The sequence below is a fragment of the Anabaena sp. WA102 genome (assembly GCF_001277295.1).
GTDB classification, from domain to species: domain Bacteria; phylum Cyanobacteriota; class Cyanobacteriia; order Cyanobacteriales; family Nostocaceae; genus Dolichospermum; species Dolichospermum heterosporum.
The window spans coordinates 2,324,880-2,341,150 of sequence record NZ_CP011456.1 but is presented as its reverse complement, the minus strand read 5'-3'; the positions used below and the strand labels follow the sequence as shown (position 1 = coordinate 2,341,150).

The window sequence follows — 16,271 nt, the reverse complement described above, 5'->3', positions numbered from 1 at the left end:
TGAGTCCGGGTAATATTAATTTTAGTACACTTCGTTTCGTAATGCCTCTGGCACGCTGCGCGAACAAAATGACATTGGGCATTTCTTTTTGTGGAGTTCTCTAAAGGTACACTGACTTTTTGTGCAAAAATCAACTATGAAGTATACTAGATCGGAAAATGCCACTTAGTCCCCAAAGGTAAACTGAGTATCAAGGTGCATAAATTTACAATCTGGGTCGAAGGTGAAAAGTAGCTATGTCAGAAACTAGTGACAAACTCATACCCATATCACAAAGGCAACCTGTACAGCGTCGCCGACGTAAACGTCCAGTCCCCAAGACAGGACAGAAAAAAGTTATCAATCAACAGCCAGTTTCTAGTCCAAGAGAAACTGCAACATTAGCTCGTCCAAACAATCATAGCAGTCCTGTTCCTATCTCGTCTGGGGGGCGAAAACCAGCATCACGGAAGATGATGCCTCCAGGTGTTAAACCAGTACCTACAGTCAAGAAAAATACTCAAATTTCTCCATCAGCAAATGTGAGGTTAAAGACCGTACGCATGGAGAAGCCGAGAATTGAAAGCAGAGGGTCACGCAAGACTAGGTTAAAACCTATGGCTAGAACTGTGTTATATGCCTTGCGGTTGTTGATTGTGGGTGTGGGGATAGGTGCGATTGTGGGTACGTTGTTGTCAATTCTAGACCCTGCTAATCGCCTTGGTTCAGTTGCGTTAGTATCTCAAACTACTACTTCTCAAAAAACATCTCAAACTCCTAATACAAGCTTATATCTGTCCCAAGAAATTACTTCTTTAAAAAATTCTTTACAAACTCTCACCACCGCTAATGCTGATCTGATGCCAGGGGTGTTTTTATTAGACTTAGATAATGGTGGTTATGTAGATATTAATAGTAATGCCAGTTTTGCTGCGGCAAGCACGATTAAAATTCCGATTTTGATTGCTTTTTTCCAGGATGTAGATGCTGGTAAAATCCGCCTGGATGAAATCTTAACTCTCCAAAAAGAGATGATTGTCGGGGGTTCGGGAAATATGCAATATCAAACCCCAGACAGCAAATACACGGCTCTTGATGTGGCTACGAAGATGATTACAATTAGCGACAATACGGCTACGAATATGCTGGTTGCTAAATTAGGCGGACAGGAGGCGTTAAATGGACGTTTTCGCAGTTGGGGATTAACAACGACGATGATTCGTAATCCTCTCCCAGATTTAGAGGGGACTAATACTACTAGTCCGAGGGAATTGGGGAATTTAATCTCGATGGTGAATCAAGGTAATGTCGTGGGTATGCGATCGCGTGATTTAATGCTTAATATTATGAGTCGCACTGAACGAGATAATCTTTTACCTGCTGGCTTAGGAAAAGGCGCAAATGCTTACCACAAAACAGGTGATATTGGCACAATGTTAGCAGATGCGGGTTTAATAGATGTCCCTACGGGTAAACGTTATATCGCCGCTATTATGGTGAAACGTCCCAATAATGATCCTCGTGCGGCAAAATTAATTAGTTCTATTTCTAGTGCTGCTTATGAACACTTTAGCCAAACTACAGTAACACCTAGCAATCCGATAAATAACCAACCGGTTACTCAACCAATCACTCAACCAGCAACTCAACCAGCAACTCAACCAATAACTTCACCAATTTCTAATTATCAACCACCCGTTCAACCCTTTGTTCAGCAACCAGTTCAACAACCGATAATGAATCCTGCTATGCCTAATGGGATGGTTAATAATATGCCTATGGGCAGTTATCCACCTCCTGTAATGACTCCGCAATATTATCCACCACAATAGATAATTCAGAATTCAAACTGGTTGCAGAAAATGTGGCTTTGTTGCTAGACTACAAGCAAAAATTGGCGTTGCATAATTAAAGTATGAATTAGCCTCACGCAAAGGCGCAAAGACGCAAAGGAAGAGGGAACAAAAATCAGAGTTTTAACATTTTTGATATCGCATTCCCGGAAGTTGGGTGACTAAACCCATGAGTTCTAATTGTAATAAGGAACTGGAAACTAAAGCCGCATTCATCCCTGTTTTTTGAATTATAAAATCAAAGGATAAAGTATCAATAGTCAAAGTGTCTATTACCTGTTGTAATTCAGGTGCTAAGTCAGGTAAAGGAGGAGATTTAACTATGGGAATTTCTATATCTATTTGGGGAATTGCCCCCAACATGGTTAATAATTGACTGAGTTCTTGATTAATTAAACCTGCACCTTGACTAATTAATTTTAAACAACCTTGTGATGGTTGATCATCAATTCTTCCGGGTAATGCGTAAACATCTCGACAAAATTCATTAGCATAAGTGGCTGTGATTAAAGCGCCAGATTTTATTGGTGCTTCTATGACTAATACTGCGCGACTTAAACCAGCAATGATGCGATTTCGCCGGGGAAAATGGGTGCGGTTGGGTGTGGTTTTGGCAGGATATTCACTAATTACTATGCCAGAGGTCAATATCTGTTTATATAAACCTTGATTTTTATGGGGATAAATAACATCTACTCCTGTTCCTACAACTGCTATTGTTCTTCCTCCTGCTTTCATTGCTGCTGCGTGACTTTCGGTGTCTATTCCTTCTGCCATACCGGAAACAATGGTAAAACCATTTTTGGCTAATGCGGTACTAATTTGACGAGTCCATTTAATTCCATATTCTGTGGGTTGACGAGTTCCGACAATTCCCACTAAAGGTTTTTGTCCTGAATTCTCCTGTAAATCAACTTCACCCCGATAATACAATAAGGGGGGTGGACTGGGAATTTCTCGCAGTAGTTGGGGATATTCTGGGTCTGCTGGTGTCCAAAAAAGGGGGTTTGCTTGTTGGTGTTGAGTGAGTAGTTGTTCTGGGTTTAAACGGGATTTTTGTTGAACAACTTTTTCTAATGTCTGAAATCCCAAACCTTCAACTTTTCGTAATTCACTAGGAGTAGCTTTCCAAGCATTTTCCAAGTTACCAAAATGCTGTTGTAATCTTTGCAGTAATATGGGTCCAATCCCAGAAATTTGCGACCAAGCTAACCAATATTTACGTTCTTCTGTGTTTGACATAGTATAAATATAATTACATTGGCGGTTAGAGGGTGTTTGAAAAGTCTCAATCCATACTAACCCTGGCGGTTAGAAACCGCGTCTACACAGGCAAAACCTAGATGGTACGTGGGTTCAATATCTTGATTTTTTGGCGTTGCTGAATCGAGGTATGAAATTTCCAAATTGAACCTTTAAAAATCTTACCTTTGCGTCTTTGCGCCTTTGCGTGAGACTAAAATTCATACCCTTAATCAGCAACGCCGATTTTTCAAATAATCAAATACAGATTTATCGCCAATGTCGGGAGGAATAGCTTGAATTACTTTTCTTATAGCAAAGATGAGGAATAAAATTGCCCAAGTTGCTAGTAAAACTTGTTCTGCTGGCGTTGATAAAATTCCGGTTAAATGTCCTAATAATAGTAGGGGAACAAGGGGAGTTAAGATTTTAGTTTCTAAACGATGAAAACAAAAACCTTCTTTGAAAAAGATCCCTGTCAAGGCTGCAAAGGTAAAACCAATTCCTAATATGGTGAGGGGTTGATTATAAATAGTAATTGCAAAAGCTTGACTATCACCATGTCCAAAAATAAAGGCACAAATGCTACCAATTATCCAAAAAAGTTGGAGAATGCGGTGCAAAAATGCCATATAGATATGAATAGTTAATAAACTAACTCCCAGTGCAATACTAAAACAGGTGTAGAGAGGTGTCAGGGAGGCGATAGCGAAGCTCGCCGCAGGCATCGCAGCGGGTTGGGGATAAAATAAGACTAAACCGCTACCAATGGCAAAACACAGGGCGGCGATCATTAATCCTGTGCGATAAATTATCACACTTTGGCGATCGCTCTGAGTAATCGTAAACTCCCCAAATTGACCTTGATATACTGCCGGCGATGATATTGTTTGTGTAGTCATATTCCCAATAATAGTATAGGTTTAGGTTTTAGATCCCCGACTTCTTAAAGAAGTCGGGGATCTGATTTGATTGATTAATGTCCCTTTCCAGCACCTAAATACAATTCTCCGACTTTTGGGTTATTTAATAATTCTCTACCAGGTCCTGAGATAGCATCTCTTCCTGATTCTAACACATAACCACGATCTGCCATTTCTAAGGCTTTTCTGGCATTTTGTTCAACTAAAACTATCGCAGTCCCCGATTTTTTAATTTGTTTAATTTGCTCAAATACTTGAGTTACCAAAATGGGAGATAATGCGGCTGAGGGTTCATCTAATAGGAGTAAACTGGGTTCTAACATTAATGCTTTCCCCATTGCTAACATTTGTCTTTCTCCACCGGAAAGAGTTCCTGCGCGTTGACGACGGCGATCGCTCAATCGAGGAAACATGGTGTATATTTTATCTTTAAGAGGTTTCAAGGGAACATCTCTCACAAAAGCCCCCATTTCTAAGTTTTCATCTATGGTTAAAGAGGGGAAAACGTTGGCAATTTGGGGAACATAGGACATTCCTTTGGCGACAATTTGATTTGATTTTAAACCAATCAAATTCTGATCTTTAAAGGTAATAGTTCCGGTGTGGGGTGTCAAAAGTCCAAAAATGGTTTTTACTAAGGTGGATTTACCTGCACCATTGGGACCAATTACTGTGACTAATTCTCCTGGTGCAATGTGAAAGTTGACACCTTGCAAAATATCTACATCTTTAATATATCCAGCGTGGACATTTTCTACGTTTAATAAATAGTTATTAGTCATTTGTTACATGAGGGAACAGGGAACAGGGAACGGGGAACAGGTAACAGGTAATTTGGTGATTTGGTGATTTTCTTTTCCACTGTCACCTGTCCCCGTGGCGTAGCACCTGTCACCTGTCACCTAATTTACTATTTTCTGCAATTCTGGTCTTTCTTCTGCCAAAATTGCGTTTTCTACGGGGCAAACTTGCAAACAGATACCACAATCAATACAGGTAGCAAAGTCAATCCAGTACCAATCTGTGCCTTTAACGTTTTTTCCTGGACCTGGATGAATACAAGCTACAGGACAAGCACTTACGCAGTCAGCAACACCTTCACAAACGTCTGTAACAATGGTATGTGGCATTTTTCCGATTCCCTCTTTTTTGTCAGTTATTAATTCTTTTGGGCGTAAGTCCGTGACTCATGTTTTGGGCGCAAGTGGGGTATTAATGTTTTGGGCGCAGGCCCTGCGCCCCTACGGGATGATTCCGGGTTCAATGGTGTGTGAACCGTCGGCTTTAATCCAGGCTATTTGGGTAATGGAGCGATCGCTTGCATATTGACGAATCCCTGCTGTGTCCCTACCTCCCAGGTCTATTTCTACTCTCACTAAATTAGTGGAATTACGTAATTTATCGGCATAGGCAAAAGCCGCAGCTTCAGCGCCGGGGGTTTCTGGAACTACTAACCAATTACTAGCGGGAATATCCTGGGGTAATTGCTGATTTGATAGGAGAATTTGGTATAAATCATCAATATTCAATTCAAAGCCGATACCGGGAATATTTTCCTTCTGGGGATGGTATAAACCTAATAATTGGTCATAACGCCCACCACTTCCTAAAATCTGTGCTTGGGAATTTGTCTCGCTCACTACTTCAAAAACCAAACCTGTGTAGTAATCAATGGTTTGAATTAGGCTCAAGTCAAGGATTAAAGGGAATTTACCATCTAGTAATTCCACTAGGGATCTGAGGTTATTTATTGCCTCGTGCTGATCTGGTTCTAGATGTAAACTACTGACCTTTTGTAAAACATCTTTACTATCACCCCGCAAATCCAACATAATTTTAGCGCGTTGGCGGAGTTCTTCCTCTAGAGGCAAAGTATCAATAGTCACGCGATCTAAATTAGCGATCGCCCTGCGGACTTGATTTCTGATTTCCGGGGGAAAAGCATTCAGCAAAGAACGAGTAATTCCCGCTTCCCCCAAAATTAACCGCCAATCTTTTAAATCCAATGCTGTTAAACAGTCTGCTACCAGCAGCAACACTTCCCCATTGGCTAATAATCCCTCAGCACCCAGTAACTCCACCCCAGCTTGATAATACTCCTGCTGACGATTATGGCGGCCTTCCCAATTGCGGCGGAAAACATTAGCATTGTAATATAGTCGCTGGGGATAAGTGGCATCTGCCATGCGAGTTACCACTGTGCGAGCGATAGAGGCAGTCAATTCTGGACGCAACCCCAATTCTTCATTTTGACTATTTTGGAGTTGAATCACCATCTGACGCTGAATAGCTTCACCAGCCATCAGAGTATCCATTCGTTCCAAAGTTGAGGTGATAATCCTGTGATATCCCCACCGTTGAAACACCTGTTCTAATCTATCTTCAATCCAGCGTTTTTGCGCCACATCTAAAGGTAATAGATCCCTTGCTCCCGCTGCTGGTTGATACACCATTATTTTTTCTTCCCACCAAACAAACCGCCAAACAAACCACCTTTTCCAGACTTATCTGGTTGCTTCTCTTCAGTTTTAGAAGCGGAACTCACTTGAGAACCACTGTTTGTAATTCCTAAAGCTTGATCTACTTTGGGTTTCCATTCCAAAGCGATTTTCTCATTGGGATCTAACTTCAGGGCGTTATCAAAGTGAATTTTTGCCATTTTCAGTTGATTTTCCCGTAAATGTACCATTGCCATCAAGCTATGGCAATGACTATTTCGCGGTTCTAACTTTAAGGCATCTTGTAATTCTACTTTGGCTGGGGACAATTGGTTTTTTTCTAATAAAACTTGAGCGCGACGCAGGTATTGTTCTACGATTGACTCTTCTTCGGGTGGGGAGGTTGGCGTTGGTGGTAAATTTGGGGCAGAACCTTGAGGTTGACTAGGTGCGGACTTATTCATTGACTGTCCAGCCACCCGCATCAGATAAACTAGATTTAGCTCACTAACCTCAGCAATGATTTTGTGTACTTGTTGCAAATCACTAAATTGAGTTGGGGCAATTTTAGCGATCGCCTGCTTATATGCCATACTCACATTAGGCGCAGCTAACAATTGCCGCCCCGATTCCGTCTTCAGTCTAATTGCTCCTGGTTCTTGGGCAAATCTCTTCCCCATTTGTGTCAGAATAAACAAATACTCAGCCCGATTGCGTTCCACAGAAAACTTCTCATAAGCCGGATTAACCAACTTTGCTAAAAATTGATTAGCCATCTCTTTTTCCGACTCATTCCTCATCAAAGAACTATCTGGGTGCAATATCCGAGCAATTTGTAAATAACGGTTACGGATTTCCTTAAATTCCGCATCAATCGGCACACATAAAACTGCGTGATGATCTATGAAATCATCCGTAAATAATCCAGAATCTATTTTTAATGACATATTTATTATAGGTATCGCACCCCGGCATATTCTTTCCAGTTTACAGGGAAGTATGGGAAGTTTCAAAGCCATCCAGTAGCAACCAGGAAATTTAATACTTATTAGACGTTGTTTGAAAACTCATGATTGCTGTATCAAATGTTTTACCCCACCCTAACCCTCCCCTTGTGAAGGCTACGGTGTACACACAAGTGGTATCTGCAAGGGTTTCAGGCGTTATAGACCCCTGAAATTGTCATTACGAGCGCAAGTAATCACATAATCCCGTGGTTTTTGCGATTCCTAGGTCGCGCTAGTTCCCTCCGGGACGCAATGCGTTCGCTATCGCTTCGTTATTCCTCCTCTGTGGGAAACGCTATGGGAAGGCAATGAAAGACTTCTAGAGCGATTCCTAGGTCGCGCTAGTTCCCTCCGGGACGCAATGCGTTCGCTATCACCTGAGTTCGATATAAATAATCATCCTGAAAACTAATTATATCGGGCTTTTCTCAATTAGCAATGATTATTGACAATAAATAAACAAGAGAAAACAATCCAAAATTGAATATTTTGGACTCACAATTTAATTGCATGAAAATAATTAAATTAATAAAGCTGGTAGAGAAGTTACTTCATGTTTATCTAATTTTAAAGAAGGTTTTTTATCTTGCCAAGTATAAGCAATTAAACCAGCAATAATATTAACCATAAAATTATAAATACTGCGATGACGAGAATGAACAACTTGGGAAATATTTTGATAGCCTGCGTGGCGTAGCCATAGTTGGTCATTGACAGTTTCAATTAAAGCTCTTTTTCTTAACATAAGTTTTTCCCACAATTCAACTAATTTATTCTTCATATTCTCCTTAAAAGGAGTAATTAATTTCACATCATTTTCCAATAGTTCCTGAAATAAACTTTTAGAAATATATCCTTTATCTCCAAAAAGTCTTCCCCATAAATTTTGTGCCAAAGTAGGAACTGGTTTCCGGTCATCAACATTTCCGGGAGTAACTTGAAAAGCTAATAATTCGCCTTGTTCATTAATAATTAAATGAAGTTTAAATCCAAAGTACCAATCCACAGAACTCCTGCCCCAGCCCGATAAGCCACGGAAAACTTTATTTCTTTTTGCTCTTTTATTATGACAAATAGGAATACCCATGCTGTCAATAAAAGAGATGCCACTACTACCAAAGATACTTTACCACCAATAAATACAAAGTTGATTTTTTCGCTTTCTTCCCCCACAGGAAACCCGGCAATAAATACCTCATCTCTTACTGTGGGAACAGTACCCAAATTTGCGACAGAATAGATTTTTTTAATAGTTGAAAATTGCAATATTGCTAAATCATAATTCTGAAAGTTCACATTTTTTGTAACATCTGCTTTGTATATTTCTCCATCTGGTGTTTGAATGCGATAAGGTGGATTATCTGCTCGTAAAACATGGGCATTTGTTAATACTGTATAAACTGAATTTTGTTTATTTAGTAATATTCCCGAACCCAAAAAATCTGTTGATAATATCTTCACAGTAATAGCCGCCACTTTTTTCTGTAACTGTGCTGCTGATAATGGAATTGGCGGTTTTGTCGTGCTAGTTTCTTCAGCAGAAATACTAATATTTCCTGCCGAACTTGAAAGTAACATTGACAAACCGCCAATACAGGCGACAAATTTTAATATCCGCCAAGTCATGTTAATTTAATCCGGTTCAACAGTGGCATTATCGAGGTAAAGCTGGAAATCAATATTAATTGTGTCACCTGCACTTTCATTGAGTGTATTACCAGCAGCCAAACCCCGAGGGTCTAAGAGTCTGCGGAGAGTAGCACTGGGATTAACTCCACGTTTGAGGGTAAATAATAAATTATTACTCCCCTACTCCCCTACCTCCCCTACCTCCCCTACCTCCCCTGCCCCTGCTTGCCTTCACCCGTCATTTTCGGGTTGACAGACTAGTAGGTTACATCTCTTGTGGGGTGGGCTGCCCGCCCATTAAAAAATCCCCCACCTCACGGCAGGGGATTTTTAATTACCTAAAAGCAGTAGTCAGGATCAACCAAACTTACCAGCCGTAGAGGCAATGAGGAACGCTGCATAGGTGACGATGTAGCCAACAGTGAAGTGAGCTAAACCAACCACACGAGCTTGAACAATGGAGAGAGCAACGGGCTTGTCCTTCCAGCGAACCAAGTTAGCTAAAGGAGTACGTTCGTGCGCCCAAACCAAGGTTTCAATTAACTCTTGCCAGTAACCTCTCCAAGAGATGAGGAACATGAAACCAGTAGCCCAGATGAGGTGTCCGAAGAGGAACATCCAAGCCCAAACAGACAAGTTATTCATGCCGTAGGGGTTGTAACCGTTAATCAACTGAGCAGAGTTAGCCCAGAGGTAGTCACGGAACCAGCCCATGAGGTAGGTAGAGTTTTCGTTGAACTGAGCAACGTTACCTTGCCAAATACCGAGGTGTTTCCAGTGCCAGTAGAATGTTACCCAACCGATGGTGTTTAACATCCAGAACATAGACAGGTAGAAAGAGTCCCATGCGGAGATATCGCAAGTACCGCCACGGCCTGGACCGTCGCAGGGGAACGCATAACCGAAGTCCTTTTTATCGGGCATCAGTTTAGAACCACGAGCATCCAAAGCACCCTTAACGAGTACCAAGGTGGTGGTGTGGATAGCCAAAGCGAAAGCGTGGTGAACCAAGAAATCGCCAGGTCCAATGGTCAAGAACAAGGAATTTGTTCCAGAGTTGATGGCATCTAACCAGCCAGACAACCAAACGTTACCAGCATTGGGGTAAGCGGTGTAAGCAATACTGTCGGGGTTAGACAACAGTACATTCAAGCCATACAAAGCTTTACCTTGAGCAGCTTGGATGAATTGAGCAAATACTGGCTCAATCAAAATTTGTTTTTCAGGAGTACCGAACGCAACAACTACGTCGTTGTGAACATATAAACCCAGGGTGTGGAAACCCAAGAAGAGAGATACCCAGCTAAGGTGGGAGATGATCGCTTCTTTGTGTTGTAACATCCGGTCAAGGACGTTACCTTTGTTTTGTTCGGGGTCGTAATCACGTACCCAGAAAATTGCTGCGTGAGCAAAAGCACCAACCATCAAGAAACCAGCGATGTACTGGTGGTGGGTGTACAGTGCTGCCTGTGTGGTGTAATCCTTAGCGATGAAAGCATAAGGAGGCAGAGCGTACATATGCTGCGCTACCAAGGAACAGATAGTTCCCAAAGATGCCAAAGCTAATGACAACTGGAAGTGCAGGGAGTTGTTGATGGTGTCGTAAAGACCTTGGTGGGGCAGGTTGAACTGACCTTCGCTCTTGCTACCGGGAACTAAACCAGATTTGGAGTTCAGCATTTCTTTGATGCTGTGACCAATTCCGAAGTTAGTCCGGTACATATGACCAGCGATGATGAACAAAACTGCGATCGCCAAGTGGTGGTGAGCCATGTCAGTCAACCACAAGGATTCTGTTTGGGGGTGGAAACCGCCCAAGAAGGTAAGAATCGCAGTCCCTGCACCTGTGGAAGTACCAAATAACTGACCAGCGGTGTCAGGGTTTTGAGCGTAAACGCCCCAGTTACCTGTAAAGAAAGGAGTTAAACCTTCTGGATGGGGAGCTACAGTCAAGAAGTTATCCCAACCCACGTGAATACCACGGGATTCAGGAATAGCAACGTGAACTAAGTGACCAGCCCAAGCCAGAGAACTAACACCAAACAAACCAGCCAAGTGGTGGTTTAGGCGGGGTTCAGCACTCTTGAACCAAGAAAGGCTAGGACGGAACTTGGGTTGTAAATGTAACCAACCAGCAAATAGGAACAATGCGGACAACAAGAGCAAACCAACGGAACCAGTATATAGTTCGCTGTTTGTCCGCATCCCGATGGTGTACCACCAGTGATAAACACCAGAGTAAGCAATGTTTACAGGGTTGCTTGCACCAGCTTGGGTGAAAGCGTCAATTGCAGCTTCACCGAAGTGAGGGTCCCAAATTGCATGGGCAATTGGACGGACGTGAAGGGGATCTTTAATCCACTGTTCAAAGTTACCTTGCCAGGCCACGTGGAACAGGAGGCTGGATGCCCACAGGAAGATGATTGCCAAGTGACCGAAGTGCGTAGCGAAAATCTTTTGGTAAAGATTCTCTTCCGTCATGCCATCGTGGCTTTCAAAGTCGTTGCCTGTAGCGATCGCATACCAAATCCGACGAGTAGTCGGGTCCTGTGCGAGATCCTGGCTAAATTTTGGAAATTTTGTTGCCATAGGTGTGATCTGTCCTCTGACCTTTAGCCATTATTTGTCAGCAAAATTTTAGATTTTAGATTCTGGATTTTGGATTAAATCTCAAATCCAAAATCCCTACGGGTTCGGCAGTCGCTCATGGGGGAAACCCCCAAGACCGCGCTGCCTCACCAAAATTCCACTGATTCTTATCCTACTGAAAGGATGTGTGCGTGGAAGAATGCCCAAGTGGTAGCAATTCCTCCTAATAGGTAGTGAGCCACACCTACAGCCCGACCTTGAGTGATGCTCAGTGCGCGAGGCTGAATTGTTGGGGCTACTTTCAGTTTATTGTGCGCCCAAACAATGGACTCAATTAGTTCTTGCCAGTAGCCACGACCACTGAACAGGAACATTAAGCTGAACGCCCAAACAAAGTGAGCGCCTAAGAACATGAGTCCGTAAGCGGACAATTCAGTTCCGTAGGAGTTGATTACTTGTGTAGCTTGCGCCCACAAGAAGTCACGTAACCAACCGTTGATGGTGATAGCACTTTCAGCGAAGTTACCGCCAGTAATGTGATTTACTGTACCATCTGCATCTACTGTTCCCCAGACATCAGACTGCATCTTCCAACTAAAGTGGAAAATTACAATTGATAAGGAGTTATACATCCAGAAGAGTCCGAGGAAGATATGATCCCAACCGGAAACTTGGCAAGTACCGCCACGACCTGGACCATCGCAAGGGAATCGGAAGCCTAAGTTAGCCTTGTCTGGAATCAGACGAGAACTACGGGCGTACAATACACCTTTGAGCAAGATGAGAACAGTAACGTGAATGGTGAATGCGTGAATGTGGTGAACCATGAAGTCCGCTGTACCCAATGTAATGGGCATCATAGCGATCTTATCGCCGATAGCAACAATTCCACCACCAAAAGCATGACTAACTACTTGAAGAGCGTTAGGTGCTGTATTACCAGGCGCTAATGTGTGCAGGTTTTGTACCCATTGAGCAAATACTGGTTGCAATTGAATTGCACTGTCGGAGAACATATCCTGGGGACGACCCAAGGCACGCATGGTGTCATTATGGATGTACAAACCAAAGCTGTGGAAGCCTAAGAAAATACAAACCCAGTTGAGGTGAGAAATGATAGCGTCACGGTGACGAATCACGCGATCTAAAACGTTGTTTTGGTTCACAACAGGATCGTAATCGCGCACCATGAAAATGGCTGCGTGGGCAGCACCACCAACAATCAAGAAACCACCTATCCAAATATGGTGAGTGAAGATACACAATTGTGTTGCGTAATCAGTTGCCAAGTAAGGATAGGGAGGCATCGCGTACATATGGTGAGCGATGATGATTGTCAAGGAACCCAAGAAAGCTAGGTTAGTAGCTAATTGAGCGTGCCAAGAAGTGGTGAGGTTTTCGTAAAGACCTTTGTGACCTTCGCCAGTGAAAGGACCTTTATGAGCTTCTAGAATATCTTTAATGCTATGACCGATACCCCAGTTAGTACGGTACATATGACCAGCAATGATGAACAGTACAGCGATCGCTAGGTGGTGATGAGAAATATCAGTCATCCACAAGCCGCCTGTAACTGGGTTTAAACCACCCTTAAATGTGAGGATATCAGCGTAAGCTCCCCAATTTAAGGTGAAGAAAGGTGTTAAACCACTGGCGAAACCAGGGTAAAGTGCTGCCATTTTTGCTGTATCAAACAGCAACTCATGAGGCAGAGGGATGTCCTTAGCTGCTACACCTGCATCTAACAGTTTGTTGATGGGTGCAGACACATGGATTAAGTGACCAGCCCATCCCAAAGAACCACAGCCTAGCAACACTGATAAGTGATGATTCAGCATTGACTCCACATTCTGGAACCATTCCAGTTTAGGAGCGCGTTTGTGGTAGTGAAACCAGCCAGCAAATAAGAACAAGCCTGCTAATACCAAGCCGCCAATTGCAGTTACATATAGCTGGAAGGAGCTAGTGATACCCCAGCCACGCCATACTTGGAACAAGCCAGAGGTGATTTGAATGCCGCGGAAACCGCCGCCCATATCACCGTTTAAAATGTCTTGACCAACAATAGACCAAACTGTTTGGGCGCTGGGCTTAATGCCTAATGGGTCAGCCAGCCAAGCTTCGTAGTTAGAGAACTTAGCACCGTGGAACAACATTCCGCTCAACCAGATTGCTACTACAGCCAAATGGCCGAAGTGAGCGGCGAATATCTTGCGGGAAATGTCTTCTAAATCACTTGTATGTGTATCAAAATCATGGGCGAGGGCATGGAGGTTCCAAATCCAGGTTGTGGTTTTTGGACCTCTGGTTAAGGATCTGTCGAAATGTCCTGGCTTTGCCCATTTTTCAAATGAGGTAGGAACCGGGTCATTGTCAACGATCACTCTTGCTTTTTTTTCCTCTCGCTCCGGAGGACTAATCGTCATTCGACCTCCTCTCTATAAGGAATGGGGAATCATGAATACCACCTAGAATAACACAGTCGCCGTTTTCAGATTGGTCTGGACTAGCGATGGGGTTGCCGTGTGGAAAAGAAAAGTTGTTTCTGTTGAATTATAGAGTCTGAACTTGCACATTGTTATAGACCTGTTAACAATAATTAAAAATAGCCAAATTTATTGTCCAATCGGCTTTATAAGTTCCTATACATTGTCCAAAAGTCAATAGACTCTTCATTTAATTTACAAAGAACAACAATTTGGAAAACTTATGATTCATACGCAAAGCCGCTCAAACTCCTGCCATTTGGCTACTTTTATCTAAAATCAGCGGTCTGAAACCAAATTTATTTTCTGAGAATAAGTCAAAAAAATCACTTATTCGACATTTTAATCAGATAAAAGTAGGTAAATTTATAACTTTGGTAGTAGATTTATGCTCTTATCCATAGTCCATGAGCCATAATTTGCGTCACAATAATGGCGTTAATTGTTAAAAACTATTACGGAATAAAAACATGAACACTGGGTGCAGAAAATTTTTTGATCAACTTTTTTCCAAGAGATTCCCAATTATTAAGTGGCTTGCTGCATTAGTGCTAGTTTTAAACTTAAGTAGTTGTGTTGAAGCAGCAAATAGCCAGGAAGTATCCACCAATCCTTTCATGAAAACGCTCCCAGCCTCAGAAATTTCTGGGACTTTTTCAGAAACTGCACCACCTGATGTTATTCAAGCATTGCGTCCCAGTCTAGAAGGTTATCAACCTCAAGTCAGCATCATTAGTCCCCAAGTAGATGAAATTCTTCCAGACAATATAGTTAAAGTCCAGTTGCGGGTTAAGGACTTACCGATATTTAAAGACCCTCAATGGCAACTTGGACCCCATTTGCACCTAATTTTAGACAATCAACCTTATATAGCTGTTTACGATTTAAATCAGTCGGTGGTATTGTCAGACTTATCCCCCGGTACGCATACTCTTCGCGTTTTTGCTTCTCGTCCGTGGCATGAAAGTTTTAAAAATGAAGGTGCTTATGCTCAAACTACATTTCACGTTTTGACGAAAACTGAAGAAAACAACCCAGATTCTAAATTACCCCTACTTACTTACAGTCGTCCCAATGGTGGTTATGGGGCAGAACCAATTATGCTGGACTTCTACCTAACTAATGCACCGTTGCACAGTATTGCTGAAACTAATCCTGACGATACTATGAGCAATTGGCGCATTCGTAGTACAGTTAATGGTGAAAGCTTTATTCTTGATCGTTGGCAACCTATTTATCTTAAAGGCTTTAAACCTGGTAAAACTTGGGTAAAACTGGAATTCCTTGATAATGAAGGACAACCTGTGAAAAATGCCTTTAATACCACTATCAGACTAATTAATTACCAACCCAATGGTCAAGATACTCTTTCTAAAATTGTCAGAGGGGAATTGACAGCAGATGAAGTTCGGGGTATTGTAGACCCAACTTATACAGCTAAGATTCCAGGTACTGAATCTACCGCTACACCAACTCCAGAAACTAAAGTCGAAAAACAACCAATTTCTGAAGTTAAACTTCCTGAAGTTACACCAACTCCAGAAACTAAAGTCGAAAAACAACCAATTCCTGAAGTTAAAGTTCCTGAAGTTACACCAACTCCAGAAACTAAAGTCGAAAAACAACCAATTCCCGAAGTTAAAGTTCCTGAAGTTACACCAACTCCAGAAACTAAAGTCACAGAAACAAAAGAATTGAATCTGGATAAACCAGATACAGGTTCATCTAAGCAATCTCAAATTCAAGAGTAATTAGAGTAACAATACCTTGTCGAAATTGAAAAAAGTCTTGATTTGTAGGTTGGGTTGAGGCACGAAACCCAACAAATGCGTCGGGTTGCGCTGTCGCTTAACCCGACCTACAAAAAATGGACAAGGTATTGGAGTAAGCCACAAAATAAATGATCCTGTTTTGTCATGCTGAGTGTAGCGTTCGCGGAGCGTGGCGTTAGCCATAGCGAAACGAAGCATCTCAAGAGATTCTTCACTACACTTCGTTTCGTTCATAATGACATTGGGCATTTCTTTTTGTGGAGTTCTCTTAAGGGACTTCCAAGAAATAAATTATCCTGATTAACGAACCACAGAGGCGCAGAGGACACAGAGGAATAAGGGTTTGAGAGATT

At 42.2% G+C, this 16,271-nt stretch carries 10 protein-coding genes and 3 pseudogenes; 2 read left to right on the top strand and 11 right to left on the bottom strand.

Translation table 11 applies throughout. The features are described from left to right. The first annotated feature begins 236 nt into the window (after nucleotides 1-236). Complete coding sequence (locus AA650_RS10135) at nucleotides 237-1,811, top strand: serine hydrolase (RefSeq protein WP_053538928.1); 1,575 nt, start codon at nucleotides 237-239, stop codon at nucleotides 1,809-1,811. Between the two features lie 144 nt (nucleotides 1,812-1,955). Here AA650_RS10135 and dprA read toward each other — a convergent pair whose 3' ends face one another. The 11 genes and pseudogenes from dprA to psaA form a co-directional block, all read right to left on the bottom strand. Further along, complete coding sequence (gene dprA, locus AA650_RS10130) at nucleotides 1,956-3,074, bottom strand: DNA-processing protein DprA (protein ID WP_053538927.1); 1,119 nt, start codon at nucleotides 3,072-3,074, stop codon at nucleotides 1,956-1,958. Between the two features lie 233 nt (nucleotides 3,075-3,307). After that, on the bottom strand, nucleotides 3,308-3,976 hold the full coding sequence (locus AA650_RS10125; RefSeq protein WP_053538926.1) for a DUF2301 domain-containing membrane protein: 669 nt from the start codon (nucleotides 3,974-3,976) through the stop codon (nucleotides 3,308-3,310). Nucleotides 3,977-4,050: 74 nt separating this feature from the next. Next, complete coding sequence (locus AA650_RS10120; protein ID WP_053538925.1) at nucleotides 4,051-4,779, bottom strand: ABC transporter ATP-binding protein; 729 nt, start codon at nucleotides 4,777-4,779, stop codon at nucleotides 4,051-4,053. A gap of 120 nt (nucleotides 4,780-4,899) precedes the next feature. Then, on the bottom strand, nucleotides 4,900-5,127 hold the full coding sequence (locus tag AA650_RS10115) for an indolepyruvate ferredoxin oxidoreductase subunit alpha (RefSeq protein WP_027400959.1): 228 nt from the start codon (nucleotides 5,125-5,127) through the stop codon (nucleotides 4,900-4,902). A gap of 111 nt (nucleotides 5,128-5,238) precedes the next feature. Further along, on the bottom strand, nucleotides 5,239-6,450 hold the full coding sequence (locus tag AA650_RS10110; protein WP_053538924.1) for an ATP phosphoribosyltransferase regulatory subunit: 1,212 nt from the start codon (nucleotides 6,448-6,450) through the stop codon (nucleotides 5,239-5,241). Beyond that, nucleotides 6,450-7,382, bottom strand: a complete 933-nt coding sequence (locus AA650_RS10105) for a J domain-containing protein (RefSeq protein WP_053538923.1) — start codon at nucleotides 7,380-7,382, stop codon at nucleotides 6,450-6,452. Before AA650_RS10105 ends, AA650_RS10110 begins: the two co-directional genes overlap by 1 nt. Before the next feature lie 580 nt (nucleotides 7,383-7,962). Further along, nucleotides 7,963-8,556: pseudogene (locus AA650_RS10100) on the bottom strand (IS982 family transposase); the annotation flags it as partial. Nucleotides 8,557-8,573: 17 nt separating this feature from the next. After that, nucleotides 8,574-9,020 (bottom strand): annotated as a pseudogene (locus tag AA650_RS10095) (S1 family peptidase); the annotation flags it as partial. A 54-nt stretch (nucleotides 9,021-9,074) separates the two neighbouring features. Continuing rightward, a pseudogene (locus AA650_RS28675) lies at nucleotides 9,075-9,233 on the bottom strand (COP23 domain-containing protein); the annotation flags it as partial. 195 nt (nucleotides 9,234-9,428) lie between these two features. After that, complete coding sequence (psaB, locus tag AA650_RS10090; RefSeq protein WP_053538922.1) at nucleotides 9,429-11,660, bottom strand: photosystem I core protein PsaB; 2,232 nt, start codon at nucleotides 11,658-11,660, stop codon at nucleotides 9,429-9,431. A 167-nt stretch (nucleotides 11,661-11,827) separates the two neighbouring features. Then, a complete protein-coding gene (gene psaA / locus AA650_RS10085) occupies nucleotides 11,828-14,086 on the bottom strand; it encodes a photosystem I core protein PsaA (RefSeq protein ID WP_053538921.1) in 2,259 nt (752 codons plus the stop codon). Between the two features lie 530 nt (nucleotides 14,087-14,616). On the opposite strand from psaA, the gene AA650_RS10080 reads away from it, so the two are divergent. Continuing rightward, a complete protein-coding gene (locus AA650_RS10080; RefSeq protein WP_053538920.1) occupies nucleotides 14,617-15,897 on the top strand; it encodes a hypothetical protein in 1,281 nt (426 codons plus the stop codon). Nucleotides 15,898-16,271: the final 374 nt, after the last annotated feature.

What these genes read in the sequence shown, in the direction of transcription:
- AA650_RS10135 (WP_053538928.1), top strand. Translation starts at nt 237, where the DNA reads ATGTCAGAAACTAGTGACAAACTCATACCCATATCACAAAGGCAACCT.
- dprA (WP_053538927.1), bottom strand. Translation starts at nt 3,074, where the DNA reads ATGTCAAACACAGAAGAACGTAAATATTGGTTAGCTTGGTCGCAAATT.
- AA650_RS10125 (WP_053538926.1), bottom strand. Translation starts at nt 3,976, where the DNA reads ATGACTACACAAACAATATCATCGCCGGCAGTATATCAAGGTCAATTT.
- AA650_RS10120 (WP_053538925.1), bottom strand. Translation starts at nt 4,779, where the DNA reads ATGACTAATAACTATTTATTAAACGTAGAAAATGTCCACGCTGGATAT.
- AA650_RS10115 (WP_027400959.1), bottom strand. Translation starts at nt 5,127, where the DNA reads ATGCCACATACCATTGTTACAGACGTTTGTGAAGGTGTTGCTGACTGC.
- AA650_RS10110 (WP_053538924.1), bottom strand. Translation starts at nt 6,450, where the DNA reads ATGGTGTATCAACCAGCAGCGGGAGCAAGGGATCTATTACCTTTAGAT.
- AA650_RS10105 (WP_053538923.1), bottom strand. Translation starts at nt 7,382, where the DNA reads ATGTCATTAAAAATAGATTCTGGATTATTTACGGATGATTTCATAGAT.
- psaB (WP_053538922.1), bottom strand. Translation starts at nt 11,660, where the DNA reads ATGGCAACAAAATTTCCAAAATTTAGCCAGGATCTCGCACAGGACCCG.
- psaA (WP_053538921.1), bottom strand. Translation starts at nt 14,086, where the DNA reads ATGACGATTAGTCCTCCGGAGCGAGAGGAAAAAAAAGCAAGAGTGATC.
- AA650_RS10080 (WP_053538920.1), top strand. Translation starts at nt 14,617, where the DNA reads ATGAACACTGGGTGCAGAAAATTTTTTGATCAACTTTTTTCCAAGAGA.